General features: G+C 55.9%; 26 protein-coding genes and 4 pseudogenes. 10 read left to right on the top strand and 20 right to left on the bottom strand.

Translation table 11 applies throughout. From position 1 onward, the window contains the following. The first annotated feature begins 163 nt into the window (after positions 1 to 163). Positions 164 to 997, top strand: a complete 834-nt coding sequence (locus FO014_RS19005; protein ID WP_160030644.1) for an IclR family transcriptional regulator domain-containing protein — start codon at positions 164 to 166, stop codon at positions 995 to 997. A gap of 35 nt (positions 998 to 1,032) precedes the next feature. Here FO014_RS19005 and FO014_RS19010 read toward each other — a convergent pair whose 3' ends face one another. Continuing rightward, positions 1,033 to 1,998, bottom strand: coding sequence for a Dyp-type peroxidase (locus FO014_RS19010; protein WP_160030645.1), 966 nt, complete (start codon positions 1,996 to 1,998; stop codon positions 1,033 to 1,035). A 310-nt stretch (positions 1,999 to 2,308) separates the two neighbouring features. Between FO014_RS19010 and FO014_RS19015 the strand changes: the two genes are divergently transcribed. Continuing rightward, complete coding sequence (locus FO014_RS19015) at positions 2,309 to 4,624, top strand: FdhF/YdeP family oxidoreductase (RefSeq protein ID WP_160030646.1); 2,316 nt, start codon at positions 2,309 to 2,311, stop codon at positions 4,622 to 4,624. A 69-nt stretch (positions 4,625 to 4,693) separates the two neighbouring features. Here FO014_RS19015 and FO014_RS19020 read toward each other — a convergent pair whose 3' ends face one another. Further along, entirely contained in the window at positions 4,694 to 5,611 is a 918-nt protein-coding gene (locus FO014_RS19020) for a bestrophin family protein (protein ID WP_160030647.1), read from the bottom strand. A 225-nt stretch (positions 5,612 to 5,836) separates the two neighbouring features. Then, positions 5,837 to 6,625: a formate dehydrogenase accessory sulfurtransferase FdhD gene (gene fdhD, locus FO014_RS19025; RefSeq protein WP_246167995.1), complete on the bottom strand. Its 789-nt coding sequence runs from the start codon at positions 6,623 to 6,625 to the stop codon at positions 5,837 to 5,839. Positions 6,626 to 7,055: 430 nt separating this feature from the next. On the opposite strand from fdhD, the gene FO014_RS19030 reads away from it, so the two are divergent. Genes FO014_RS19030 through FO014_RS19040 form a run of 3 tightly spaced genes read left to right on the top strand, consistent with a single transcriptional unit; the run spans position 7,056 to position 10,368 of the window. Continuing rightward, the gene (locus FO014_RS19030) at positions 7,056 to 8,327 is read left to right on the top strand and encodes an MASE1 domain-containing protein (protein ID WP_160030648.1); all 1,272 of its coding nucleotides are present in this window, start codon (positions 7,056 to 7,058) and stop codon (positions 8,325 to 8,327) included. 2 nt (positions 8,328 to 8,329) lie between these two features. Further along, positions 8,330 to 9,613: an MFS transporter gene (locus FO014_RS19035; RefSeq protein WP_105231653.1), complete on the top strand. Its 1,284-nt coding sequence runs from the start codon at positions 8,330 to 8,332 to the stop codon at positions 9,611 to 9,613. Further along, on the top strand, positions 9,613 to 10,368 hold the full coding sequence (locus FO014_RS19040; RefSeq protein ID WP_105231652.1) for an Lnb N-terminal periplasmic domain-containing protein: 756 nt from the start codon (positions 9,613 to 9,615) through the stop codon (positions 10,366 to 10,368). Before FO014_RS19035 ends, FO014_RS19040 begins: the two co-directional genes overlap by 1 nt. On the opposite strand, the gene FO014_RS19045 is transcribed toward FO014_RS19040, so the two are convergent. The 4 genes from FO014_RS19045 to FO014_RS19060 form a co-directional block, all read right to left on the bottom strand. Next, a complete protein-coding gene (locus FO014_RS19045) occupies positions 10,360 to 11,490 on the bottom strand; it encodes an MFS transporter (protein ID WP_160030649.1) in 1,131 nt (376 codons plus the stop codon). The genes FO014_RS19040 and FO014_RS19045 overlap by 9 nt on opposite strands. Positions 11,491 to 11,600: 110 nt before the next feature. Then, positions 11,601 to 12,029, bottom strand: coding sequence for a universal stress protein (locus tag FO014_RS19050; RefSeq protein ID WP_105231650.1), 429 nt, complete (start codon positions 12,027 to 12,029; stop codon positions 11,601 to 11,603). Next, positions 12,026 to 12,469: a universal stress protein gene (locus FO014_RS19055; protein WP_105231649.1), complete on the bottom strand. Its 444-nt coding sequence runs from the start codon at positions 12,467 to 12,469 to the stop codon at positions 12,026 to 12,028. The genes FO014_RS19050 and FO014_RS19055 overlap by 4 nt, the downstream gene beginning before the upstream one ends. 126 nt (positions 12,470 to 12,595) lie before the next feature. Then, positions 12,596 to 13,510, bottom strand: a complete 915-nt coding sequence (locus FO014_RS19060) for a LysR family transcriptional regulator (protein ID WP_160030650.1) — start codon at positions 13,508 to 13,510, stop codon at positions 12,596 to 12,598. Between the two features lie 125 nt (positions 13,511 to 13,635). Between FO014_RS19060 and FO014_RS19065 the strand changes: the two genes are divergently transcribed. The 3 genes from FO014_RS19065 to kynA all read left to right on the top strand — a co-directional run bounded on the left by FO014_RS19065 (position 13,636) and on the right by kynA (position 16,477). Then, positions 13,636 to 15,015 carry an MFS transporter gene (locus FO014_RS19065; RefSeq protein WP_160030651.1) on the top strand — a complete coding sequence of 460 codons (1,380 nt, stop codon included), beginning with the start codon at positions 13,636 to 13,638 and terminating at the stop codon, positions 15,013 to 15,015. After that, on the top strand, positions 15,015 to 15,407 hold the full coding sequence (locus FO014_RS19070; protein ID WP_160031446.1) for a DUF4440 domain-containing protein: 393 nt from the start codon (positions 15,015 to 15,017) through the stop codon (positions 15,405 to 15,407). Before FO014_RS19065 ends, FO014_RS19070 begins: the two co-directional genes overlap by 1 nt. 227 nt (positions 15,408 to 15,634) lie before the next feature. After that, entirely contained in the window at positions 15,635 to 16,477 is an 843-nt protein-coding gene (gene kynA, locus FO014_RS19075) for a tryptophan 2,3-dioxygenase (protein ID WP_105231645.1), read from the top strand. 20 nt (positions 16,478 to 16,497) lie between these two features. Here kynA and FO014_RS19080 read toward each other — a convergent pair whose 3' ends face one another. Beyond that, a complete protein-coding gene (locus FO014_RS19080) occupies positions 16,498 to 16,875 on the bottom strand; it encodes a DUF6508 domain-containing protein (protein WP_160030652.1) in 378 nt (125 codons plus the stop codon). Positions 16,876 to 17,144: 269 nt separating this feature from the next. Between FO014_RS19080 and FO014_RS19085 the strand changes: the two are divergent. Next, positions 17,145 to 18,214, top strand: a pseudogene (locus tag FO014_RS19085) (IS3 family transposase); the annotation flags it as partial. Between the two features lie 58 nt (positions 18,215 to 18,272). Here the strand turns inward: FO014_RS19085 and FO014_RS24020 are convergent. The 11 genes and pseudogenes from FO014_RS24020 to FO014_RS19125 form a co-directional block, all read right to left on the bottom strand. Beyond that, a pseudogene (locus tag FO014_RS24020) lies at positions 18,273 to 18,418 on the bottom strand (integrase); the annotation flags it as partial. 467 nt (positions 18,419 to 18,885) lie between these two features. Beyond that, positions 18,886 to 19,248, bottom strand: a pseudogene (locus tag FO014_RS24025) (class I SAM-dependent methyltransferase); the annotation flags it as partial. Positions 19,249 to 19,302: 54 nt separating this feature from the next. Then, positions 19,303 to 19,476, bottom strand: a complete 174-nt coding sequence (locus FO014_RS19095) for a hypothetical protein (RefSeq protein ID WP_160030655.1) — start codon at positions 19,474 to 19,476, stop codon at positions 19,303 to 19,305. A 228-nt stretch (positions 19,477 to 19,704) separates the two neighbouring features. Then, a complete protein-coding gene (locus FO014_RS19100; protein ID WP_160030656.1) occupies positions 19,705 to 20,313 on the bottom strand; it encodes a DUF6707 family protein in 609 nt (202 codons plus the stop codon). A 14-nt stretch (positions 20,314 to 20,327) separates the two neighbouring features. After that, a complete protein-coding gene (locus FO014_RS24180) occupies positions 20,328 to 20,663 on the bottom strand; it encodes a NucA/NucB deoxyribonuclease domain-containing protein (protein ID WP_160030657.1) in 336 nt (111 codons plus the stop codon). Positions 20,664 to 20,845: 182 nt separating this feature from the next. After that, positions 20,846 to 21,244 (bottom strand): hypothetical protein, encoded by a 399-nt coding sequence (locus FO014_RS19110; protein WP_160030658.1) that lies wholly within the window; start codon positions 21,242 to 21,244, stop codon positions 20,846 to 20,848. A gap of 14 nt (positions 21,245 to 21,258) precedes the next feature. Beyond that, positions 21,259 to 21,711: an RHS repeat-associated core domain-containing protein gene (locus tag FO014_RS24035; RefSeq protein WP_246167998.1), complete on the bottom strand. Its 453-nt coding sequence runs from the start codon at positions 21,709 to 21,711 to the stop codon at positions 21,259 to 21,261. A gap of 3 nt (positions 21,712 to 21,714) precedes the next feature. Next, positions 21,715 to 21,780: pseudogene (locus FO014_RS24040) on the bottom strand (hypothetical protein); the annotation flags it as partial. A gap of 77 nt (positions 21,781 to 21,857) precedes the next feature. Further along, positions 21,858 to 22,640 (bottom strand): RHS repeat domain-containing protein, encoded by a 783-nt coding sequence (locus tag FO014_RS24045; RefSeq protein ID WP_246167999.1) that lies wholly within the window; start codon positions 22,638 to 22,640, stop codon positions 21,858 to 21,860. Positions 22,641 to 22,697: 57 nt separating this feature from the next. Next, positions 22,698 to 23,024 carry a YacL family protein gene (locus FO014_RS19120; RefSeq protein WP_160030659.1) on the bottom strand — a complete coding sequence of 109 codons (327 nt, stop codon included), beginning with the start codon at positions 23,022 to 23,024 and terminating at the stop codon, positions 22,698 to 22,700. A 13-nt stretch (positions 23,025 to 23,037) separates the two neighbouring features. Next, positions 23,038 to 24,573, bottom strand: a complete 1,536-nt coding sequence (locus tag FO014_RS19125; RefSeq protein WP_160030660.1) for an RHS repeat-associated core domain-containing protein — start codon at positions 24,571 to 24,573, stop codon at positions 23,038 to 23,040. A gap of 30 nt (positions 24,574 to 24,603) precedes the next feature. Between FO014_RS19125 and FO014_RS24050 the strand changes: the two genes are divergently transcribed. Beyond that, positions 24,604 to 25,077, top strand: coding sequence for a hypothetical protein (locus FO014_RS24050; protein ID WP_246168001.1), 474 nt, complete (start codon positions 24,604 to 24,606; stop codon positions 25,075 to 25,077). A gap of 154 nt (positions 25,078 to 25,231) precedes the next feature. Here FO014_RS24050 and FO014_RS19135 read toward each other — a convergent pair whose 3' ends face one another. After that, entirely contained in the window at positions 25,232 to 25,732 is a 501-nt protein-coding gene (locus tag FO014_RS19135) for a hypothetical protein (protein ID WP_158684817.1), read from the bottom strand. Positions 25,733 to 25,743 lie beyond the last annotated feature (11 nt).

Here is a 25,743-nt window from a genome sequence, read left to right on the forward strand (position 1 = left end):
GCAAGTGCGAATATCAGATCTTTGTGCGATTATCGGACGGTTTGTTATTTTGATGTTAATTTTGTGATGCAGCTAACTAATTCACCCATTTGCTGTAGCAGACGGTTGCACTCGCCGGCGTAAGACGCTATTTGCATGATTATTAACGGAAAGGAGAGGCGGAATGAGCGATATGCCGGAATTAGGCGACGGCGAACTGCAGCGGCTGCAGGAGATCGGCGAGCTGAGCAATGATAAATATAAGGGCGACCCCAACTTTATGGCGTCGCTGGCGCGCGGGCTGGAAGTGCTGCAGGCTTTCAAGCCGCAGTATTCGCAGATGTCGGTGTCGGAAATCAGCCAGATTACCGGCATTCCGCGCGCGGCGGTGCGGCGCTGCCTGTACACGCTGAAGGCGCTGGGGTTTGTGCACTGCCCCGACGGCCGCCACTACCGGCTGCTGCCGCGGGTGTTGACCCTGGGGCACGCCTATCTGTCCTCTTCGGAGCTGGCGAAGGCGGCGCAGAATTCACTGGATTACCTGAGCAAGCAGCTTAATCAGTCCTGTTCGGTGGCGACGCTGGACGGCGACAATATCCTGTATATCGCCCGCGCCTCGGTAAAGCGCATTATGACCATCGATCTCGGGCGCGGCAGCCGCCCGCCGGCCTATGCCACGTCGATGGGGCTGGTGCTGCTCAGCGCGCTGGATGAAGCGCAGCTGGAGGCGTATTTGTCGCGGGTGACGCTGGAGCCGCTGACGCCGCATACCGTCGTCAGCGAGGCGCAGCTGCGCGAACAGCTGGCCCGGGTGCGGCGCCAGGGCTATGCGATTAACGACCAGCAGCTGGAGATTGGCCTGCGTTCCATCGCGGTGCCGATGCACTCGCGCAAAGGCGGCGTGGTGGCGGCGATGAACGTCGGCGTCAATGCCTCGCAGGTGTCGGCGCAGGAACTGCGCGAACGGGTGTTGCCGCTGCTGCAGCGCACGGCGATGGAGCTGGCGCTGCTGCTGTAGAGGTTAACTTTTTATGGCGTACGCCGTTACCGGAATCAGTGCAGGTTGACGGGGAGCGTGCGCGTTGATAACTGCTCCAACAGCGTCGCCGACGGAATAAAGAACAGGCTGCCGGTCACCGCGTGGCTGAAGTCGAGCAGCCGGTCGTAATTGCCCTCCGGCCGGCCGATAAACATGTTTTCCAGCATCTGTTCAATCGGTTCCGGCGAGCGCGCATAGCCGATAAAATAGGTGCCGAACTCACGCATGCCCGGGCGGCCGAACGGCATGTTATCACGCAGGATCTTTACCTCATTGCCGTACTCGTCTTCAAGGGTGGTGAGTGAGCTGTGGGAGGAGGAGGGCTTCACATCGTCGTCCAGTTCAATATTGGACTGCTTATGGCGGCCGATAATACCTTCCTGCTGCTCCACGCTCAGGGCGTTCCAGCCCGTCATATCGTGCAGATACTTTTGCACCAGCGCGTAACTGCCGCCGCTAAACTCGGCGTCTTCTTCGCCAATCACCGTAAAATCAACGGCTTCTCGGCCTTCCGGGTTTTCCGTACCGTCGACGAAGCCGATCATCGCGCGCTGGTCGAAATAGCGGAAGCCGTGCACTTCATCAATCACGCTGACGGCGTCGCCCAGTTTGTCCAGCAGCTGGGTCGCCAGTTCAAAACAGAGATCCATATCATCGGCGCGAATATGCAGCAGAATATCCCCCGGCGTGGCGACGGCGACGCGTCCGCCGGCGCCTATTTCGCGAAACGGGTGCAGCTGCGCGGGGCGCGGCTGGCCGAACAGCGTATTCCAGGCGCCGGAGCCGAAGCCGCAGACGCAGGATAATTTTCCGGCCGGCGCTCTTTTCCCGACCGAGCGAACCAGCGCGGCGACGTCGGCGCACCAGTCGCGTACCGTGTCGTAGTGTTCAGGGGCGGGGTTAAGGGTGGCGACAATAAAAATGGCGCTGCGCGTTATCGGGCTAAAAACTGCTTGTGAATCATAATTATGGTTGTTCATGAGTCCTTTGCCGTAAAAGTGAGAATGCCACTGATATTTTAGAAGTAAAAAGTAGCGAGCGCCAAAATCGTCACGATATCGATTGGATATTTCCTCCACATCATGAATGTCATGTTATTTCATTTAAATACAGTGAGATAGGTCGATATCGTGAGTGATAGACCGTATCTATTGCGCCATAAAGTTAACCAATTTGACGGTATGTTATCCGAAGGTAAAATGATTTTACATCGCAGAAAATAGCCGGGCGCAAATAAAAACATTGATGAGTCAGTGTCCGGTTGTTGATTAAAAAGACATCGAGACAATTATGAAATTCAAGTCAAAAATAAAGCCGTATAAAGCGGCCGCGGGCGGTTGGGGCTCATTGGAAGCCACCACGCGGTTTGTTTTTGATAGCAAACAAGCGTTGAAGAACATGGTCAATCTGATGCGGATGAATAAATCCAAAGGGTTTGACTGCCCGGGCTGCGCCTGGGGTGACGATAATAAAAGCACCTTCAGCTTCTGTGAGAACGGCGCCAAGGCGGTGACCTGGGAAGCGACGCGGCGTCACGTCGATCGCGAATTTTTCGCCGCGCACCGCGTCAGCCGCCTTTATCTGGAAAGCGATTATTTTCTGGAGTATCAGGGCCGGGTGACCGAGCCGATGCGCTATAACGTCGCCACCGATCATTATGAACCCATCAGCTGGGATGACGCCTTTGCCCTGATTGGCAAACACATCAAGGGGATGGAGAATCCGAACCAGCTGGAGCTGTACACCTCCGGACGCGCCAGCAATGAAGCCTCGTGGCTGTATCAACTGTTCGGCCGGGTGCTGGGCACCAATAATTTCCCCGACTGCTCCAACATGTGCCACGAAGCCAGCGGCTTCGGCATGCGGCAAAGCCTGGGCGTTGGCAAGGGCACCATCCGCCTGGAGGATTTCGACCAGGCGGACGGCATCTTTGTCTTCGGCCAAAACCCCGGCACAAACCACCCGCGCATGCTGCACAGCCTGCGCCATGCCGCAGAACACGGCGCGCGCATCGTCACCTTCAATACGCTGCGCGAGCGTGGGCTGGAACGCTTTGCCGACCCGCAAAAACCGTTGGAAGTGGTGACGCCGATGGCCGGCGAAATCAGCCATCGCTATTACCAGCCGAACCTGGGTGGCGATATGGCGGTGGTGCGCGGCATGGTGAAAGCGCTGGCGGAAACCCACCACGCGCGCATCGCCGCCGGGCAATCCGGTCTGTTCGACACGCAGTTTATCGCCGACCATACCGAGGGCGTGGAGCGCTATCTGCAGGAAGTGGCGGCCACCAGCTGGGCGTTTATCGAGCGGCAGTCCGGCCTGAGCGAGGCGCAAATCCGCGAAGCGGCAGAGATTTATCAGCACGCCGAACGGGTGATTTGCACCTGGGCGATGGGCATCACTCAGCATAAACATTCGCTGGCGACGGTGCGTGAGATCGTCAACATGCAGCTGCTGTTCGGCCAGCTGGGCAAACCGGGCGCCGGTCTGTGTCCGGTGCGAGGCCACAGCAACGTGCAGGGCAACCGCACCATGGGCATCGATGAGCAGCCGCCGGCCGCCTTTCTGAACAGCCTGGGCGCGCACTTTGGCTTCGAGCCGCCGCGCGCCCACGGCCACAATACGGTGGATGCGCTGAGCGCCATGCTGCGCGGCGAGGTTAAGGTATTGATCGCGCTGGGCGGCAACCTGGCAGCGGCGGCGCCGGATAGCCGGCGCACGGAAGAGGCGCTGCGCAACTGCGATTTGACCGTGCATATCAGCACTAAACTTAACCGCAGCCACCTGGTGACCGGCAAAAAAGACGCGCTGATTCTGCCGGCGCTGGGGCGCACCGAGCAGGATGTTCAGGCCGGTGGCAAACAGTTTATCACTGTGGAGGACTCCTTCAGCATGGTGCACGCCTCCGAAGGTATTGGTAAACCGCTGTCTGACAGCCAGCGCTCTGAAACGGCGATCGTCGCCGGCATCGCCAACGCGGCGTTCGGCAATACGCCGACCATCAACTGGCTGGAACTGGCCGGGGATTACAACAAGATCCGCGACCATATTGCCGCCACCATTCCGGGCTTTAGCGACTTTAACCGCAAGTGCGAGCAGCCGGGGGGCTTTTACCTGGGCAATGCGGCCGCCGAGCTGCGCTTCCCGACGGCGTCTGGCAAGGCGCAGTTCAGCCATGCGCCGCTGCCGGCCACGCTGTTCCCGCAGTTGGCGACGCAGCAGGACGTGCCGTTCGTACTGCAGACGTTACGCTCCCATGACCAGTACAACACCACCATTTACGGCCTGGATGACCGTTACCGCGGCGTTTACGGCCAGCGCGAAGTGCTGTTTATGAACCCGGAGGATATCGCTGCGGCCGGCTATCAGGCCGGCGATCTGGTGGATATTGAAACCATCTGGAACGACGGCGTGCAGCGAGCGGTCAGCGGCTTCAAACTGGTGAGCTACGCCATTCCCCGTGGCAACCTGGCCGCCTATTACCCGGAAACCAACCCGCTGGTGCCGATGAACAGCATCGGCGACGGTACCGGTACGCCCACCTCAAAATCCGTCCCGGTAAAAATTACCCGCACCACGAGCAGATCAACTCAGCGGATTGCATAACCTGTTTCCCGCGCCGTCGGTGGATGATCAAAAAAGCCTGTTTCGACAGGCTTTTTTATCGTTGGCGGCTCAGGTCAGGTTGAAGTGGCGATCCGGTTTATGCAACGCCGGCAGCGGCTGCTGATCGTTCATTTCCATCAGACTGCGTTCAATACCGTTACAGATGGCGCTGAGCGGCAGATCGTTGGCGGTGGTGCCGAACGGGTCTTCCAGCTCTTCGGCCAGCGAGTCCCAGGACAGGAAGGTGTAGGAAATAAATACCGAGACGAACGGCGTCATGTAGTGCAGATCGGCCACCAGCGCGAAGGGCAGCAGGGAGCAAAACAGGTACACGGTACGCTGCAGGATCAGGGTATAGGCAAAAGGCACCGGCGTATTGGCGATGCGTTCGCAGCCGCCGAGTACGTGGGCGAGTTCGTCGAGTTTATTATCCAGCATCTTGTAGGTGATGTCGCTGAGCCGGCCGGCCTGACGCAGCCGGCCGATTTCATGGCCGAGCAGCAGCAGGATACGGTTGGTCGGCATCGGGCTGGCGTTCACTTCTGCAAACGCCGGCTTCGGCAGAATGCGGTACAAATCGGCGGTCGCATCGGTGTGGCGCAGCTGGTGCTTCAGGCTCCAGGCGAAGGCTATCAGATACCGGGCGATATGGCGGTGCAGCGCTTTCTCTTCCGGCAGCAGGTTTTGCAACTGGCGCAGCAGGGTGCGTTCGGCGATCAGCAGCGTGCCCCATAACATACGCGCCTCGACAAAGCGGCTGTAGCCGGCGTTGTTGCGGAAGCCGAGAAAAATGGCGATGGCGATCCCAAGCAAACTGAAAGGGGCAACGGTTAAATGGATGCCGAATTGCTCATACCATTGATAAAAGACAATGGCGATAATCGACATCAGGACATTTAAGCCCAGACGAAAGGTTATTTTTGACAGCACCGAGCCGCGCCAGTCAAACAGGCGCAAAAACCAGTGCTGGTTTGGACGAATGATCATAAGGTCAATATTTCCTGATTTTTACTGAAATATTTTATGGGATTAATAATAGGTTATATTTTAACGGATAGTGGCGTCATTGAGAATAAGCTATTTAATCAATGACGGATTTTTATTATCCATCCGGATGACGGACAGCTTCCTGATTAATTTATTACGCCAGAGGTAATGTTTTTCTCCGAAAAAAAATAAAACCGGCCCTGCCGGGGGCCGGAAACAGCGAGCTTATGCGCTGCCGGAGCGCCACAGACGCTGCGGATGCGTATAGACGGTGGCGCGCCCCGGCTTGCTGAAGCCGACCAGGGTCAGATTGCAGCGCTCGGCCACCTCAACCGCCAGGCTGGTGGCGGCGGAGACGGCGAACAGAATTTCAATGCCGCACGCTGCGGTTTTTTGCACCATTTCATAGCTGGCGCGGCTGGAGACCAGCACCGCGCCGGCCTGCCAACCCTGCTGGCTGCGGTATCCCAGCAGCTTATCCAGCGCCACGTGACGGCCGACGTCTTCATAGCCGCCGCTCAGGTTGCCGTCCGGCTGCAGCCAGGCGGCGGCGTGGGTGCAGCCGGTCAGCTGCCCGACGGTCTGATAGCTTTTCAGCTGCGCCAGCCCGGCATCAAGCTGTGTTAAATCAAAACGTTGGCTGAACGGCAGCGGGGCGATGGGGCGGGTGACGTCCTGCAGCTGCTCCACGCCGCAAACGCCGCAGCCGGTGCGTCCGGTCATGCTGCGGCGGCGCTCTTTCAGCTGCATAAAGCGCCGGCTGGAGAGTTCGATATGCACTTCGATGCCGTTGCAGGCAGGGTGCTGCTGAATATCATAGATCTCGTCGGCGGAGGCGATAATGCCTTCCGACAGGGAAAAACCGACGGCGAAGGCTGCCAGATCCTTCGGTGTCGCCATCATCACCACGTGGGAAATGCCGTTATACACCAGCGCGACCGGCACCTCTTCCGCCAGCCAGTCGTCTTCCGCCTGTTGCAGGTTATCGCGCTGCCAGACCGGGCGTTTAACCATGCACGCATCGGTGTTATTCTCGGGGGCATTAGTTATTAAATGTTTATTCATCATCTCTTCTTGCCGGCTGTGATTCAGATAACGACGCGGCTAAACGGTCGAGGGTTTATTATACATGGATGACGGTGGATATTCCCAAAAAATATTGGCGAATTTTTATTGCGGATTGTTTTTATAGGGGAGGCTAATACTATTTTTTAATGGCTGGCTATAATTGGAGCGCCGGAAAAAAAAGAGGCGATAAAAGTCATTGGCGGCTCAAAGATATGGCATAAAGCATACTGCTCCGGAAAACGATAATCGCCACCCTAAGTGTTTGCCGTCAACCCACGTAACGCCGCTTTGACGCTGAAATTTCGCTCCTGCCATTCCATTTACTTCACGCTGCACTATTCTTAAGTCACGCTGATTTTGCTCTTGGAGGCACGACGTGTCTTACCTGTCCGGGCGCTCGTTGCTGGCTTTACTGTTCTGGTGCGCGCTCTATTTTCTTACCGGCTATATCTCTTTGTATATGGATGCGCCCGTCAGCCGGGTCGCCGTCGTCTGGTTCCCTGCCGGGGTAGCGGTCAGCGCATTCCTGATTTTTGGCCGGGGCTATTGGCCGATGCTGTTTCTGGCGCTGTTCCTTACCCGGGTGCTGCTGGATGTAGCGCTGCGGCATACGCTGGAAACCTCGCTGGCCCTCTCCGCGATTTCCCTGGCTAACGACCTGGCGGTGGCATGGTGCGTCAGGTATTTCGCCGCCGCGCGCGATCAGCTGCGCCGCGTGGGCGTCTGGCTGCTGGCGACGCTGGGCACCAGCGTGATCTCCGGCGTACTGGGCGGCGGCTGGCTGGCGTTAAGACACGAGATTGATTTTGTGCAGACTGTCTGGATGTGGTGGGCGTCCAATGTGGTCGGCACCATTTTGCTGACCACCATTCTTATGGGGTTGCTCTGGCGTTCCGGGCCGTTCAACGTGCGCCGGCTGCTATCCGGCGGTGTGCTGTGGCTGCTGTTGTGCCTGAGCGCCTGGTACGTTTTTCATCAGCCTGTCGGCGGAACGCACGGAACGGCGCTCCAGTTTGCCCTGGCCTGCCTGCCGGTGATGCTGATGATTGCGATTCCGGTAATGAGCGGCAACCGGTTCGGCGCGTTCGCTTTCCTGTGTTTCAGCATCATCGTGATTTACTACTCCTGGCAGCGCTATGGCCCATTTTTTATCCCCGGGCTGCGCGACGGTGAACCGTTGCTGTTGGCGCAGTGTTACCTTTCCGCCACGGCGCTGCTGCTGAGTTTTGTCTACGTGCAAAAGCGTGCGGCGGTAACCGCGTCAGAGGCGGAAGAACGCATGGCCGGCTTCGGACAGGGGAAGGCGGCCTACCATCTGGAGCCGCAGAGCGGGCGGCTGACGTGGGATGAAAACATCCATACCCCGCTGAGCCAACAACTGGCCGCGATAAGCAATGTTGAACAATTGTTTGCGCTGCTGTCGGCAGAGGACAGCAGCGCCATGCAGCAGCGTTGGCAGCAGGTGTTGCAGCAGGGGGGCAACAGTGAAACCTTCCGCTTCCATCTGGCGCTGCCGCCGTCAAACCGGATTGCGGTCAGCGAAAACCGTTTGCTCGGCCTGCGCGGCCCTGCTGGCGTGGTGATTGTCGGCTACTGGAGCGAAGAGCCGCACAGCAAAGTCTCTATTCACTCACCGCAGGGGGCGTAAATATGTTACAGCTTGCCTTGTTGCTATCCGGTGCTGATTTCGTAAGAAGGAATGCCCCGCTGCTGGCGGTAATCGGGCTGTTGTGGGGCGGGTTGGGCGTCTCCATATTTATTGACGGTTTGCAGGGCATTCGCTATTTCCCTCTGCATATCTTTGGCATTCTGCTGCTGATTGAGAGCCTGGCGACGCTGATGCTGGCCCCTGGCGGCGTCGGTGCGCAAAAGGCGGTGCTCTATTTTAAAGGCGGCATTTTTTGTTTTGTTGCGCTGCTGATTTTATCCGGGCGTAACAGCAGTAATCTGTTACTGGCGGTCATTTTTGGTTTTGCCTTCTTTATTACCGGGCTGTTTGTGATGGCCTCGGCCTGGGTGGTGCGCTATCACGGCTGGCGGCGGGCGTTTGCCGCCGGCGTTGCGCAACTGCTGTTCGCGCTGTTTCTTTTCTTCCCGTACCCGACGCACCATCATGGCACAGTTTCGCAGTTTCTTGGCGCGATTATGATGGCCGGCGGCCTGCAGTGCCTGCGGCTGGCCTGGCGTGCATTCCGCCTGCGCGACGGCGCGGCGGTGTTTAATTTGCTGGCGCCGGGCGGGCTGCTGCCGGAAACGGCAGCGCCGCCGCAGGAACCCGATCCGTTGCCCTATGACGGCTCGCTGGTGGTGCATATCTGGACGCCGGAAGGCTCGGCAGCCAGTAAACCGATCCGCCGGCCGGTGTTTAACCGCTATATTGCTGCGGTTGACGCCAACGGCGTGATTTCTACCGGCCATGCGGCGCTGGAAATGCCGCCGGAACTGTATATCAGCCTCTATCCGGCGGTGGATATCGACCGCTCGCCGTCGGAATTTTTCAACACCCTGAAGGCAATTCAGGAGAACAACGTCGCCGGGCAGTACCAGCAGAGCTACGCCAGCGAGTCGGCGGCGTGGTGTGAGTCCGACCGCAAGATTGTCTTCCACGACTTTAATCCCGAAGGGCTGCGGCGCTACTGGGCCAGCTATCGCCAGGCGGAGGTGTACAACCTGACCTGGCGTAACTGTTCCAGCAGCGTGGCCTACGGGCTGGAGGCGGCGTTGGACGGCGTTTTTGCCCGCGGCGGCTGGCTGACGTTTTTACGCCTGTTTTTTATTCCCGAACTGTGGATTGCCGCCCAGTTGCGCAAGCGCGCCACCACCATGGCCTGGACGCCCGGCCTGGCGCTGGACTATGCCCGGGCGCTGCACGCCATTGTGCATCCGGCGCGCCTGTCATGGCGACGCCGGCGGCGTCAGGATGACGCTTCCTGATGCTTCGCCCGGTGGAGAACGGTGCGCCCTGGCTGGCGGAATACGCCCGGCTGGCCGGCGTGGTCTGGCTGGATAATGACCGCTTTCAGATTCGCAACGTACGCAATTTTCGCTACCGCAGCGTTGCTGAACCGCTGCCGGCGTGGGACGATCGCAGCTTTCGCCTGAGTGAACTGAACGCCACCGATCTGGTGCTTTCTTACTGGGGCGGCAACGCCATTGCCCACGTATTCCTCAGTTTTGGCTTTAGTAACGGGGAGTGGCTGGCGATCTCGATTGAGACCCGTCGCAGGGAGGATCAGCCGTGGTCGGCCATGGGGGGATTTTGGCGCAACTACCCGGTGATCTATGTCGTGGCCGACGAGCGCGATCTGATCGGCGTGCGCAGCGATGTGCGCCACGAACGGGTCTGGCTGTATGGATTAACGCTGACGGCCGAGCAACGTCGGCTGCTGCTGCGTGATTACCTGCTGCGTATTGAGCAGGTGAATGCACAGCCGGAGTGGTATCACACACTGTGCAATAACTGCACCACCAATATTCTGCGTCACGGCCGGGCGGTATCGCCGGCGGTCAAGTATGACTGGCGGCTGCTGCTCAGCGGCTTTGCCGACCGTTACTGTTACCGCATGGGGCTGCTGGACAGCCGGCTGCCGTTTGCCGATCTAAGGCGTCGCAGCCGGTTGCAGCGTCCGCCCGGCGCGCTGATTGACGGCGAGTTTTCCCGGGCGATCCGCCGCGGGCGCTCAACGTGATGCCGTCCGGCGGCTGAGCGACAGCACGGTAAACAGCGCGCACAGCAGCGCGGTCATATACGGCAAACCATGGGTAGCGGCTTCCATCGCTGCGCCTCCCAGCAGCGGGCCGAGCAGGGCGCCGGCGCCCCAGGCGACCGACATGGCGGCATAGATGCCCGCCAGCTGCGCGCCGCGAAACCGTGAACCTACCCAGGTGATGGCGACGGTATAGATGCCGACAAAGACCCCGCCCCAGACAAACAGCAGGCAGTAGGCCAGCAGCGGCGTGGTCAGCAGCAGCGGCCACACCAGCGCACCGAGGGCTGAAATTGCCGCCAGCAGCGTCATCAGGCGGCGGCGATCCACCTTGTCCGCCAGCCAGCCCAGCGGCAGCTGCAGTACGATGGCGCCAAACATCAGCACCGAGATCAGCAGCGTCGCCCGTGATTCACTCCACCCCAGGCTGATGGCGTACAGTGACAGAAAATTCATTCCCGCCACTTCAATCGCGGCGTTGAGCGCGGTGGCGACGATCGCCAGCAGGGCCAGCTGCAGGCTCTGCCGCAGCCCGATCGGCGTCAGCTCCTCGCCTGGCTGCCGCACCATACCGGCTCTGGCGATCAATGGCACGGCGGCCAGGGCGATCAGCGCGCCAACCACAAACGGCCCGGCACTGTCGCTGCCCATCATCGTCAGGATCAGCGGACCGGAAGCGAACCCCAGCGACATCCCGGCGGTATACAGCGCCATGGTTTTCCCTCTGGCCTGCTCGACGGTGGCGTCATTCAGCCAGGTTTCGGTCAGCACCATAATGATTTCGGTAAATATGCCCAGCCCGAAGCGCAACACAAACCATGCCGGCAGCGGCAGCCAGGGAAACAGCAGAAACAGCAGCGCGATGGCGCTGAGCGAGGCGCACATCAGCGCCAGCGGGCTGAAGCGGCGGAACAGCCGCGGCAGGAACGGGGCGACGGCGAATACCCCAAGGGCGTGCATGGCGGCGTTAAGCCCGATAGTGGTCTCGCCATAGGCGTTATCCGCCAGCTGCAGCGCGATAAGCGGTGCGCTGAGCCCGTAGGTCAGGCTGAAGACCGACACGGAAAAAATGACGGACAGAATGTTACGGTGCGCCTGTTGCATGGACGATCGATCCTTTCTGCAGAGAGCGGCCAGGGGTGACGGTGTGAGGTGTGAGAAGTATAGCAAGTGCGGAGAAAGGCGCGCCGGCGATGCACCGGCGCGGCGCGCGGTTATTTCCTGATGGGAACCACCAGAATATCCGTATGCAGGGTATTAATGGCGTTTCTGGCGGAAGAGAACAGGTTGCCCCAGAGATCCTGATGGTGGCCGAAGATAAACAGATCGATGCCTTTTTCTGCGGCGGCGTATTTCAGCTCATAAGCCAGCTCGCCGCGTCTGATAATAACTTCCGCGATCGGATAGGAGGCGGCCTGCAGCAGCGGCTGCATCTCCGTTCTGATCTTCTCCTCAAACTGGGTTTCGGAGAAGTTCGCCACCGGGCGGCCCAGTTCCGAATAGTAAGAGGCGTGATGCTCATCGACATAAATCAGCGACAGCTTCGCCCCGAGCGCCGAGGCGAGGGCGATGCCTTTGTCGATAAGCAGGCGTTCCTCATCCAGCAGTGAGGTGGCGACGGCGATATGCTGGTAGCTGCTCATAAGGCCTCCTGATTGGTCACTAACGGTACAACGAGGACATCGACGTCGAGATGATTAATCGCCTGCCGCGTAGTGGAGAACAGGTTGCTCCACACGTCGTGATGGTGGCCGAAAATAATCAGATCGATACCGCGCGCGTCGATTTCTTTTCTCAGTTCCGGCAGCAGTTCGCCCGACACGACGATCGAATCAGGTATCGGATAAGACGATTGCTGGGCAATGGCGGCTAGCTGCTTGCTGGCGGTGACTTCGGCGGGCACCTCGCCGCTGTAGTGGTAGGTCTGCAGGCCCAACGCCGAGTAGTAGGGCGCGTGGTGAATATCGACGTGAATTAATGACAGCTTGGCATCACAGGCGTCGGCCAGCGCCGCACCTCTTGCTAACAGTTGCCGGTTGTCGCCGTTAAGGTCGACGGCAATCACGATATGTTGGTAGCTCATGGCGCCTCCTTGGGGTTCTGACCCAATGCAGAGAGCGGTCCCACGCATCCATCCGCTGTTGGCGGGGTATGTAATTAGTTTAGTACAGAAATTACCTGCGGCCCGGCGACCGTTGCAAACGCAGCGCTAAAGGGGGGCATCGGGAGCGTCAATACGGCGTTGCAGAAAATCGATAAACGCCCGCACCTTCTCGGAGACATGGCGGGTATTGGGATAGAGGGCGTAGATGCCCTGTCTGGGAAAACGGTGGTCGGGCAGCAGCCGGATTAAGGCGCCGCTGGCGATGTCCTCCCGCACCAGCCAGGCGGGCAGTAACGCTACGCCCGCGCCGCTGCGGGCAAACGCCAGCAGTGCCGCCGCGCTGTCTGCCATGATTGTGGCAGGGGGGCTGGCCCGGAACAGCACGCTGTCGCCGGCCGGCGTCACCACCTGCCAGCTCAGCGGCGCGGCCAGACGGCTATGGGCGATCCAGCGCGCGTTTTGCAATTGCTGCAGGTCCGCGATTGTCCCGTCATGATGCGTCGTCAAGTAATCCGTTGAGGCTACAGGGAAAATATCAAACCACTCCAACAGTTTTGCATGGTGCGTCGAGTCCGCCAGCTGGCCAAGGCGTATCGCCACGTCAAAACGCCCGGCGATCAGATCGTCGTTTTTTGACGAGGAGACGTGTTGAATGCGCAGCTGCGGATGCAGAGCGGCAAACGCCGAGAGCGCGGGCACCACGACGTTGGCGCCATATTCCGGCGTGGTGGTGATGCGCAGTATGCCGTGCAGGCCGCAATGGTCGCTGCGCACATCGTCCAGAATTTTTTCCGCATCCTGCAGCAGCTGCAGACAGCGCAGATAAAAACGCTCGCCGGCATCCGTGACGGCAACTTTCCGGGTGCTGCGGGTGAGCAGGGAGACGCCCAGCTTTTCCTCCAGCTGCTTGATATTAAAACTCACCACCGCCTTGGTCAGCCCCAGCGTCTGCGCCGCGCCGGTAAAGCTGCCGGCTTCCACCACCGCCACAAATATCTCCAGGCGCTGCATATTCAACATGGGTTTTCCTCGCGTGGGTGAATAATTGTCAAAATAATTTTGACAGTGTAACCGCCAGGCGCCGATTTATCTTTTTTTTTATGATTTTATACTACGCGCACTGTGCTGTTTTTTATGGAAAACCTATGAATTACCGGGTGCGTGTCGCCAGCGTCTATCTGCTGGGATTTTTTATCGATCTGGTCAACATGTTTATCGCCAACGTTGCCTATCCGGATATCGGTCGGCAGCTTGATGCGCCGGTCAGTCAGCTGGCGTGGGTGAGCAACGGCTATATTCTGGGACTGACGCTGGTTATTCCCCTGAGCAGCTGGCTGGCAAAACGGATGGGATCAAAGCGCCTGTTGATGCTCTCGCTGGGGGTTTTCATTATCGGCACCTGCGGCGTAGCCGCCGCCGGCAATATTGGACAGCTGATAGCCTGGCGCGTGCTGCAGGGGCTGGGCGGGGGGCTGCTGATCCCGGTCGGCCAGACCATGACCTACGCCCTGTACCGCAGCCATGAGCGGGCCAGGCTCTCTGCCGTCGTGATGCTGGTGGCGCTGATGGCGCCGGCGCTCTCTCCGGCTATCGGCGGGGCGCTGGTCGACAACGTTAGCTGGCGCTGGGTATTTTTGGCCAGCCTGCCCCTGGCGTTCGCCGCATTGATCCTCGCCGCCTGCTGGCTGAAGCCCGACGCCGAGGCCGGCGCGGCCGAACGGCTGGACTTCAGCGGCCTTATCTCGGGTTGCCTGGCGCTGAGCCTGATCCTGTTAGGGCTGACCAACATGGGGGAGTCTGGCCGTCTGGGCGTGGGGGCGATGCTACTGCTTGCCGGTCTGGCGCTGATGGGCGGTTATGTGCGCGCTTCATTACGCAAAACGCAGCCGCTGCTTAACCTGCGCCTGATGCAGGAGCCGATGCTGCGAACCGCGATGCTGATTTATCAGCTGATTCCCGGCATTTTTACCGGCGTCAGCCTGGTTGCGATGCTGTATCTGCAAAATCAGCTGGGTATGCACGCCACGCTGGTGGGGGTGATGATGCTCCCGTGGGCGATCGCCGCGTTTGCCGCTATCTCCCTTACGGGCAAAACGTTTAATCAGCTTGGGCCGCGTCCGCTGTTTATCATCGGCTGTCTGGTGCAGGGGAGCGGTATCGGCTTACTGTCGCTGATTGGCAGCGGCGATGACGTGGTGCTGGCGGCCTCCGCCTACGCGTTGATGGGGTTTGGCGGCAGCCTGTGCAGCAGCACCGCGCAGAGTTCGGCGTTTATTCAGGTAGACGATACTGAACTGGCGGATGCCAGCGCGCTGTGGAACATTAACCGCCAGCTCAGCTTCTGTTTCGGCGTCACGCTAATCAGCTTATTGCTTAACGTATTACTCAATATGACCGGTATGCCGGCAGCGCGGGCTTACCACCTATGTTTTGTCCTGGCGGCGGTCAGCACCGTCATCCCCGTTCTGCTCTGCCTGCGGATCGCCAATCGCAGCGTTATTCTTATGCTTAATCAGGAGAAATGATGAACCGTTATTTTCAGGAAGTTTTAGATGCCCATACGCTGATTCGCCGCTGGCTTGGCGATGGCGACAGTCCGGTGGCCATGTGTGACGATTTATTGGCGCGTTTCAGCCTGGATTATTCGATGGTGACGCCGGGCGGCGCACTGCTTGATTTCCCCTCGCTGACTACATTTTTCCGCGCCCAGTGCGGCGCGCGGCCGGGGCTGGAGATTGAAATTGACAACATGCAGCTGATTGCAGAGAGCGCCGCCGGGGCGACCGTGACCTATCAGGAGCGGCAGCAACTGCCGGGCCAGGAGGCGACGCTGCGCTTTTCGACCGTGGTGTTTGAATTGGGGGCGGATAATCGGGTGGTATGGCGCCATCTGCATGAAACCATGCTTCCCCTGTAAGCGCGCTGCCCGCGTAACGCCGATGGTTTGAGCCACGGCGGGTATGGAGCGGGCGGCGTAGCCGAAAGCGTCAAGAAAAGTGAACACCGGACGCCGGTAGCTGGCGTACATTCTGCGAGGTAACTCTCGTTTATTGTTAAGCAGTTGTTGCACGTATGGGCTATTGTTTTCTCTCAGTTTAGTAATCGGAACCCTGTTTCATATTTGAAACTGCGCGGAGAGAACAGATGAATCAACGGGAAATAGAGAGCACGGTTGTTACCGATTTTTCCAAGCGTATGAGCTACGGCGACTATCTGTGCCTGGACCAGCTGCTGGACTGCCAGCACCCGCTGTCCAACCCGCAGCACCATGATGAAATGCTGTTTGTGGTGCAGCATCAGACCTCCGAACTGTGGATGAAGCTGATGCTGCACGAGCTGCAGGGCGCGCGCCAGCTGGTACAACAGGATAAACTCAGCCACTGCTTCAAGATCCTGGCGCGGGTGAAGCAGATCCAGCGTCTGCTGTTCGAACAGTGGGCGGTGCTGGAAACCTTAACCCCGTCGGAGTACGTCGAGTTTCGCAATGTGCTGGGCAATTCGTCCGGTTTTCAGTCGCATCAGTACCGTTCGATTGAGTTTTTGCTGGGGAATAAGAATGCGGCGATGCTGGAGGTGTTCCGCAACGACGAGGGGAAATACGCCGCGTTGAAAGCGATTTTGGACGCGCCGAGCCTGTACGATGAGTTTCTGCTGTACCTGGCGCGCAAAGGGCTGCCGGTGCCGCAGGCCTGCGTGGAGCGGGACTGGACGCAGCCTTACCAGCGCAACCCCGATTTATTGCCGGTGTTTAAAATCATTTATGACAATCCGCAGACTTACTGGGAAGCCTATGAAATGGCGGAGAAGCTGGTGGATATTGAGGAGAGTTTCCACCTGTGGCGCTTCCGGCATATGAAAACGGTGGAGAGGATTATCGGCTTTAAGAGCGGCACCGGCGGCTCCAGCGGCGTCAGTTTCCTCAAAAGGGCGCTGGAGCTGACCTTCTTCCCGGAGTTGCTGGATGTGCGCACCGAGATCGGCAACTGATGGGGCAGGGCGCCGGCGGGTTACATTGCCCGGCGCAATTCCTGCAGGCGATCCAGACAGGCCTGCCAGTATCCGCAGATGATAAGGCTGGCAAGGTGATTTTCGCAGAAGCGATCCATGCGGAGATGGGCGGTCATCAGTTTGCGCAGCAGCGTCAGGTCGGCCTGCGCCAGCGTGCGCCGGCAGGTGAAACGCGGATCGCCCCCGCGGGAAAACTCATTCGTCCAGTCGTAGACAAAGATAAACCGGCTGTGGCTCAGGGCCTGAATATGGCGCAGCAGAGGCTCATGAGGTACATCGTCAAATCGCCATTGGGCGCCCGGCGGCGGCGTAACGCCCGCAGCGCTGTCCAGCACGGCGTCGATGTCTTCTTTACTCAGTGGGGGGATGGAGGTCATAGGGGAGAGGGCCGTGTTTCTATTGTGGGGTTATAGGAGTTTAACCATTTTTCCCAGTATAGGTACTGTTTTGCAGGATAGACGGCAATGTCATCTTCTTCGTAAGCAGTTCGGACCGTAGTAGCGGAACAGATTGTAGTGAAGCCCTGAATACTCGCCTCATCAATGAGTCTCGCCCCTTCGGGGCCAGCGCTGAAGCGCTGTGATCTTACTCAGCAATAGTGGACACGCGACTAAGTGAGTAAACTCTCAAGCAAGAGGTGACTCACATGACAAAACCAGCATCAACCACCAAAAAGCCACGCAAGCAACATACACCTGAATTCCGCGACGAAGCCCTGAAACTGGCTGAACGCATTGGTGTGGCCGCAGCCGCCCGCGAACTCAGCCTTTATGAGTCGCAAATTTACACCTGGCGTAGCAAGCGGCAGCAACAGGCAACGTCCTCTGAACGTGAGAGCGAACTCGCCGCTGAGAATGCCCGCCTCAAACGCCAACTGGCTGAACGGGACGAGGAGCTGGCCATTCTCCAAAAGGCCGCGACATACTTCGCCAGGCGCCTGAAATGAAGTATGTCTTTATCGAAAAGCATCAGGCTGAGTTCAGTATCAAAACCATGTGCCGGGTACTGCACGTCGCCCGCAGTGGCTGGTATGCCTGGCGTCAGCGTCGTCACCAGATAAACCGGCGTCAACAGTTCCGACTTGTCTGCGATGCTGCGGTTCGACAGACCTTTGCCAAGGCAAAACAGCGTTATGGAGCGCCTCGTCTTGCTGATGAACTGCCGGAGTACAACATCAAGACTATTGCCGCCAGTCTGCGTCGTCAGGGGCTGCGGGCGAAAGCCTCGCGCCGGTTCAGCCCGGTCAGTTACCGTGAGCATGGTCTGCCACTATCCGAGAATCTGTTGAAGCAGGACTTTTACGCCAGCGGCCCGAATCAGAAGTGGGTGGGTGACATCACGTATCTGCGCACCGGTGAAGGCTGGCTGTATCTGGCGGTGGTGATTGACCTGTGGTCGCGGTCAGTCATTGGCTGGTCGATGTCCTCACGGATGACGGCACAGCTTGCCTGCGATGCACTGCAGATGGCGTTATGGCGGCGTAAACGCCCGGAAAATGTCATCGTGCACACAGACCGAGGTGGTCAGTACTGTTCAACGGATTACCAGAGCTTACTGAAACGGCATAATCTGCAGGGCAGTATGAGCGCTAAAGGCTGTTGTTACGACAATGCCTGTGCGGAAAGCTTCTTTCACTCACTGAAGGTGGAATGTATCCACGGGGAGGACTTTGCCAGCCGGGAAACAATGCGAACATATTTTAAAGATAATATTGAGTGAGTAGTGTAAAACGGTCGCAGCTCACACAAGGCTGCGACCTTACAAATTTAAATTTTTATAGTGAAAACTTGTTCCACTCAAGGCCGCGGTCGTTATTATACTTACTCGTCATTGCAGGTTTTCGATGGCCGAGCAATCTCTGGGTATCGATATTCATTTCCGGTAAATCCTTTCAGATAGCGATCGTTGCTCATGAAAGCTACCATGTTACCCCCTTTTATTTCATTCTGGCTTACGGGCGAGGTAAATTGCCGTGACAAAGTTCCGTTGCACAACCCCCCGAATTCCTCATCCGCAATGCGTCCGATCTCACTCAGGAACCGGGTTCGTTCTTCTTCAGGTAAAAGGGCTACCGGGGAGAACGTAGCTGTTAGCGCTACAATTTGCTTGGTTGTCAGTGTTGGGGACCACCTGATTTCTTCATATACAACATTCTTGAAACCTGCCGATCGCAACTCAGCCATCCGTAGGTCTTTATCGAGCGCGAATGGTTGACTTGATCCGGCCGCATGGGAGGGGCTCAGGCTCAATGGATGGAAAAGCGCCTGAGTATGGCGCTGGAATGGATCCATGTCGGCCGGATCACCAAAAACAGTCCACCACATAGCCCACCATCCTCCTGGCCGCAACAATCTGAACACTCTGGTAAGTGCTGTATCCGGCTGGAGCCAGTGAAAAGCCATGGCGGCAATGCCTAGATCAAACGAAGCAGAAGGCAGTAAACTGTCTTCGAATGGGTACTGCATGACGGTTAAAGACGAACCATAGTGATTCAACCGTTTCCCCAAGGTGGCAGCAAGCCGTGAGTCCGGCTCTATAGCGGTAATTTTGCAGCCCAAGGCAAGCAAAGGCTCTGTTGCCTGCCCTGTCCCCGCTCCAATTTCAAAAACTCTGGTCTCTTCCTGGACTGCACCATGTTCACGCAAGACCTCATAGACACGCTGCGGATAATCAGGACGTGCATTATTATACAATTCGCTGTTTGCCCCAAACGTGCGTCGACCTTCTGCAAGTGAAATTATATTGGACACTGTGCGTTTCTCATTATTGATTTCTTTCAAGTATCTCTTAAGCAATTATTATTTTCAATCAGGTGATCTTACCCTGCGCTCCGGCAGGCCGTTGAGTTCGCTGTGGTACCAGTACACCTCGCTGCTGTCGCCGTGGCGGTCGACGCGGGCCAGCGGCTCGTAGCTGTCTTCCTTGTACAGATACTGGGTGCTGCGCTGCGGCTGGTCGGGACTGTGCTCGCCCACCATCTACAGGCCGTTCCAGTGGAACAGGGTGGTCTGCGGCTCGCCGTGGTGCGGGTAGAGGGTTTTCCGGGTGCGGCGCCCGAGCGCGTCGTAACGGTATTCGGCGCGCTGGTAGCGGCTGTCGCCGTCGAAGGTGACGGCGGTCAGGCGGTGTTAGGTGTCATACCTGTGGGTGCCCATAAATGATATTAAAAAACCGGAAGACTCAATAAGAGTTCATCCGGTTATTTTTTATATCTTGAGTGAGGATTTCAGAATATCTTCATCATCTGTTAATAGCTCTCTCATTCTATCTAAGTTGTTTTTTACTTCAAGTGTTAGTTTTTCGGCTGTAAACAAAGAGGATCCGCCAAGTACTTTTATTTTAATTAGCTTCATTAAGTGAATTAGTCGATAACTAAGCTCAATAGGCGGGGTAATGTTTTTTTCTATTTCATCAAGCGTTACACCTTCACCGCTCATAAATCTGTCGTGAACATTTAATCTTATTTTCTTATGTAGACCCTCACCAGAGTTTAAAGCTTCTTTTATTTTTTTTATGGACTCTTGCTTTTTGCTTACTAATTGTTTTTTAATTGCTAGCTCAGCTCTTAACGCTAAAGAGTACTCTATCCAGGTCCAATACTCGTAATCATTATTGAATTTTATTTTTGATAGTTCATCACATATCTCCATGGAGGTATCTATATCGTCGTTTGTATATGCGAAAAAAGCCACTTTTGTCAGTGTTTCTAGCGTCTTTTTTTCTGTTTTAGTACTGTTTGTGGGGAGGTTAATTATCATTTTTTTTAGTTTTTCATTATGTGATGATAAACTTATTAGGATGTTTTTCACGTTCATCACAATTACCTTGATTATTCAAATGTTATTTTAACCTTGGAGCCATCAGGGAATGGCTTCAAGGCATTTGCTATAGAGGAACCTGCTCCGCGGTTATCGCTAGGGTCAGTATACCGTATGCTAGCACCTTTTCCTCCCTCTTCAAACATAGCCATAGGGAATTCATCCCTATCATATCCTTTTTTTGTTGGAAACCCTTTTAGTGACTCAGCCCTATTGGTGCTTGCTGAGGTTAGACTTATAGTATAGATATCTTGTTTTTTTAAATTAATGACATCGTTAATGTGACCAAAGGTTTGTTTATATTCTTTCCGAGGGTAACGTAAGCACAATATCGAGAGTAATGCCATCACCTTTGTGATGAGTTCAACGCACTATTAAAAAACCGGAAGACCTATCAAGAGTACCTCCGGTTATATTTAAATTTAGAGATGAAAGATTACACTGGTATCAGTGGTGTGTGGTTTGATTAATCTGATGCTATGTAATATTTTGAATGTTCAAGAGTTTGGTTATTCATCTCATTCCGTTATTATTTTGAATATAGCTCAGAGAAGTCTATTTCTTTGTATTCTGAGTCGTTTTCAATTAAGTAATCACTGTTGTTATATAAAGATTTCCATATGGTGATGTAAAACTCCTTAACACTAATGTTTGTGGGTAAGTCTATTTCTGGTATTGCTGATTCATATAAACGTGTTAGTTTTTTTTCATCGTAGACGTTAATTGCATATTTCAAGCTGTTTTTTATTCTATCTTTAATGAACTCCGGGAAGGAATTAACGCCAGGAAAGATTCTTTCATTCACAATTGTAGATATGACTTCCGGGTTATTCATATTTAAATTGAGAATTGAATTGCTAATGCTTGGATCCTCAGATAATGTTTGCCAGATCATGGAAACATATTTGTCGTTGATTTTTTTCTTCATATTAACCTCGGTATTTAATCGGCAATGCCAAATATACTATACATCTTTCCTGTGTGACGATTGAAACTAGCTCTAACCATAGAGGTCTTAAAGTATTCTTGGCCTCCAACTTTATATCCCTCAGCAACTATATTTTGCATTTGAAAATCGACTTTGCCATTTGTGTGAATTTTGGGATCGTAAACCTCAAGTGCTTTTTGAATGGCAAGATGGTGATCTTCATGGGTTAAGAACCTTGTTGAATCGACGGGACGTCCAGCTACGGCATCCGGTGTGTATCCAGTGGTAGCTCTATAATGTTGCTGCTCAAGCGTAGTTCCCGCACCATGACGCCGTAATCCATGGATACCTAAATCACCGTGCACTGCTTCAAAGTGTTGTATTTGACTTTTTGCGGAGCCACAAGGACTCAACCCCAACGGATCCACCCAGCTAATCGGATCTGGGGTATACGCATAGGTATTCACCCCGCCCGCCAGCCCGATCGGATCTGACTGGGTAAACCTGCCGCAGTTCGGATCGTAGTAGCGGAACAGATTGTAGTGAAGCCCGGAATACTCGCCTCATACATGAGGCTCGCCCCTTCGGGGCCAGCGCTGAAGCGCTGTTCAAATCAGCCGTTGGCTGATTTGTCTCTGTCCAGATACTGGCCCTGATAGCGCAGGTTTTGCGCCGTGGCGAGGGTGCCGCTCTCGGCGTCGGTGGCGCCCCAGACGGAGAAGCGGCCGTGCCAGACGACTTTACCCTGCGCGTCGGTCATGCGCTCCGGCAGGCCGTTGAGCTCGCTGTGGTACCAGTACACCTCGCTGCTGTCGCCGTGGCGGTCGACGCGGGCCAGTGGCTCGTAGCTGTCTTCCTTGTACAGATACTGGGTGCTGCGCTGCGGCTGGTCGGGACTGTGCTCGCCGACCATCTGCAGGCCGTTCCAGTGGAACAGGGTGGTCTGCGGCTCGCCGTGGTGCGGGTAAAGGGTTTTCCGGGTGCGGCGTCCCAGCGCATCGTAACGGTATTCGGCGCGCTGATGGCGGCTGTCGCCGTCGAAGGTGACGGCGGTCAGGCGGTGTTCGGCGTCGTACTGAAAACGCTGCTCGACGCCGGTGCTGCCGTCGCGACGCCAGCTGAGGCGGCCGAAGCCGTCATAGCCCCAGCGGTGGCCGTTCAGGCGCTGCAGCAGGTTGCGCCAGACGGTAGTAGCCGGGCCGTCACTGCGGTTGCCGGCGGGGTCGTAGTAAAAACGCTCCTCGCGCTGCGGCAGAATGCTGTGGGTCAGCTGTCCGCGAGCGTCATAGCCGAAGCGGCGCTGCTGGAACTGCGGCCCGTCGGTGAGGTTGTCATTCTCAATCAGCTTCTTAAATAACCACCAATTTTCACACCGCTTGGTGATACTCCCTCCCATCTACTACCAAAAAATAAAATAGCAGAAAAGTTCCAATGGGAACTTTTCTGCTGAAAGTTATTCTGTTGATCCATTGCTTATAAGCAATTTTTTCCAGTTTTCAAGATATTTTCTGAATTCCTCAATGGATTTTATATTTAACTCTTCTTCAGAATACTCATTGAAAATATTCACACCATCACTTTTTATAGTAACGGTATGAGCATTTCCTGTTCCTGACCATGTTTCCACTGCCCCTGAAGCAACTTTATTACAAGCTGCAATATACTCATTCACACCAAACAAACTACGTTGTATATCTCCAGATAAGAAATCAGCCAATACATGATGCTCATAATCTATATCTAAAGATGGATATCCTTGATTATCAATAAAAAATCTCATGATGCCTCCACTGTTAATATATTGGGTAAGCTGTATTTATATTTCCGGAGGGAGTCAGCCACCCCTCTATTTTTACACCACTTGGAGATAAGCCTGACCATTTTCCATTGGGTAATACTGTTCCGTTGTTATAAGCGCCTCGAATTTCATTCATTACCTGAGCTCTATTCCATGATTTTGGGAAGAACGACGATTGTGGCCCTTTTTGTATCCATTGCCCTGTAGCTGAATTAAATATTTCTACTTTTCCTTGATAAACACCCTGAGCATTAGGAGTGTTAGTAGTTTGCGTGATCCTTGCTTTACCCTGATGGCCTATACTTGCTTCATGGTGGAAACCTACGGCATTTCCTCTTCGGTTTATTTCACCATGAAAAACATGTTTAGCATTAATTTTGGGAGCACATCCTGCCAACCCCAACGGATCCACCCAGCTAATCGGATTCGGGGTATACGCGTAGGTATTCTCCCCGCCCGCCAGTCCGATCGGATCTGACTGGGTAAACCTACCGCAGTTCGGATCGTAGTAGCGGAACAGATTGTAGTGAAGCCCGGTTTCCCTGTCCAGGTACTGGCCCTGATAGCGCAGATTCTGCGCCGTGGCGAGGGTGCCGCTCTCGGCGTCGGTGGAGCCCCAGGCGGAGAAGCGGCCGTGCCAGACCACCTTGCCCTGTGCGTCGGTCATGCGCTCCGGCAGGCCGTTGAGTTCGCTGTGGTACCAGTAAATTTCACTGCTGTCGCCGTGGCGGTCGACGCGGGCCAGCGGCTCGTAGCTGTCTTCCTTGTACAGATACTGGGTGCTGCGCAGCGGCTGGTCGGGACTGTGCTCGCCGACCATCTGCAGGCCGTTCCAGTGGAACAGGGTGGTCTGCGGCTCGCCGTGGTGCGGGTAGAGGGTTTTCCGGGTACGGCGCCCCAGCGCGTCGTAACGGTATTCGGCGCGCTGATGGCGGCTGTCGCCGTCGAAAGTGACGGCGGTCAGGCGGTGCTCGGCGTCGTACTGAAAACGCTGCTCGACGCCGGTGTTGCCGTCGCGGCGCCAGCTGAGCCGGCCGAAGCCGTCATAGCCCCAGCGGTGGCCGTTCAGGCGCTGGAGCAGGTTGCGCCAGACGGTGACGGCCGGGCCGTCGCTGCGGTTGCCGGCGGGGTCGTAGTAAAAACGTTCCTCACGCTGCGGCAGGATACTGTGGGTCAGCTGCCCGCGGGCGTCATAGCCGAAGCGGCGCTGCTGGAACTGCGGCCCGTCGGTGAGGTTGTCGTTCTCAATCAGCTTCTGCTGCACCACCAGGTCCTGACGGTCCCACTGGTAGCGGCGTTCGAACACCAGCGGGTGGCTGCGTTCGCTGCTGGCGCGGCGCAGGGTGATGCGTCCGACGCTGTCGTAACGGGTCTCCTGGGTGACTTCGCCGAGGGTGCAGGTCACTTCCCGGTGCAGCTTGTCGCGCTGCCAGCCGGCGATATCGAGCCGCTGGCCGGCGGTCTGCAGTGCGGTCTGCAGCAGGTGGCCACTGCCGTAGCGCAGCTGGGAGAGGGTGCTGCCGTCGGGCATGTGGGTGGCGCTCAGGTTGCCGAGCGGGTCATGGCTGTGCTGCCAGCGGCCGCTGTGGTTCTCTTCGGCGCACAGGTTGCCGGCGGCGTCGCGGCTGAAGCGCAGGGTCTCCGGCCAGTCGGGCTGCTCGCCGCGCGCCTGCGCCTGCTGCCACAGCGCCAGCGGGGTACGCCGTACTTCCAGCGTTCGCGCCTGGTAGTGGTATTCGGTGCGGCTGTCGGCGGTCTCTTTGGCGGTCAGGCGGCCCAGCGCGTCATAGCTCAGACGGGTGTGGAGCGGCTGCGCCGCGTCGCCGTCCTGCGCCAGCGGGTACTCGGTTATGGCGCTGACCTGTCCCAGCGGGTTGTAACGGTACTGCCTGCGGCGGCCGGCAAAGTCGCTCTGGGCCAGCAGGCGGTGGCCGGCGTCGTAGTCAAACTGCCAGCGCTCGTTGTTGGGGTTGACCAGCGCGGTGAGACGGCCGAAGCGGTCGTACTTAACTTGAATTTTATTCGCTATTGGTGATGTACTAACTTTAGGTAAAGTAGGTGTGGTTGATTAATATAAGAGAGGGTGTAAAACTCCCACCGTTGTTATAAAAATAGCGCCCCCGCATTTTATTACTTATGCTATTTAATAGTAATATGGGAGCGTTATAAAAATTAATGATATCACCCTCCTATTTTAGTATGTCAGGATTAAATACTGCTAATTTTTTATTTTTCATGCCGCAAACCCATCCGCCCTTTTTATATATTTCAAAGATCCAGTCCATTAATTCGCTTTTTTCTCCTAAATATCTGCTGATTGATACCGTACCTAAAGCAAAAATAGCATCTTCTCGAGCATCTGAGAATATAAAGTCATCATATGCTGTGTTTGTTTTTTTTATTTTCATTTTCCTATAGGTTAATGTGTTTTTTTTATGTTTGTCATGATGTTCTTCTAAGAACTTTGACACGAACTCGTCTGCTTCAGAAAACTTACTGTCATTTCTCATTTCTTTCCTGTGGTTTTCTACCACATCCTTCCATATTTTAAATCCTGCAGGAGGGTTTTGGTCAAATGCTATTCTAAAGGCGTCGTTTAAATTACTGACTAAAATATAAGGTGCATTTATTCTCTCTGATATCCCACTGAAAATTTCATTGGAAAATAATAACTCCAATGGTTCTTCCACAAAATAACTCC

The sequence above is a fragment of the Serratia rhizosphaerae genome, from assembly GCF_009817885.1.
In the GTDB taxonomy this organism is placed as follows: Bacteria; Pseudomonadota; Gammaproteobacteria; order Enterobacterales; family Enterobacteriaceae; genus Serratia_B; species Serratia_B rhizosphaerae.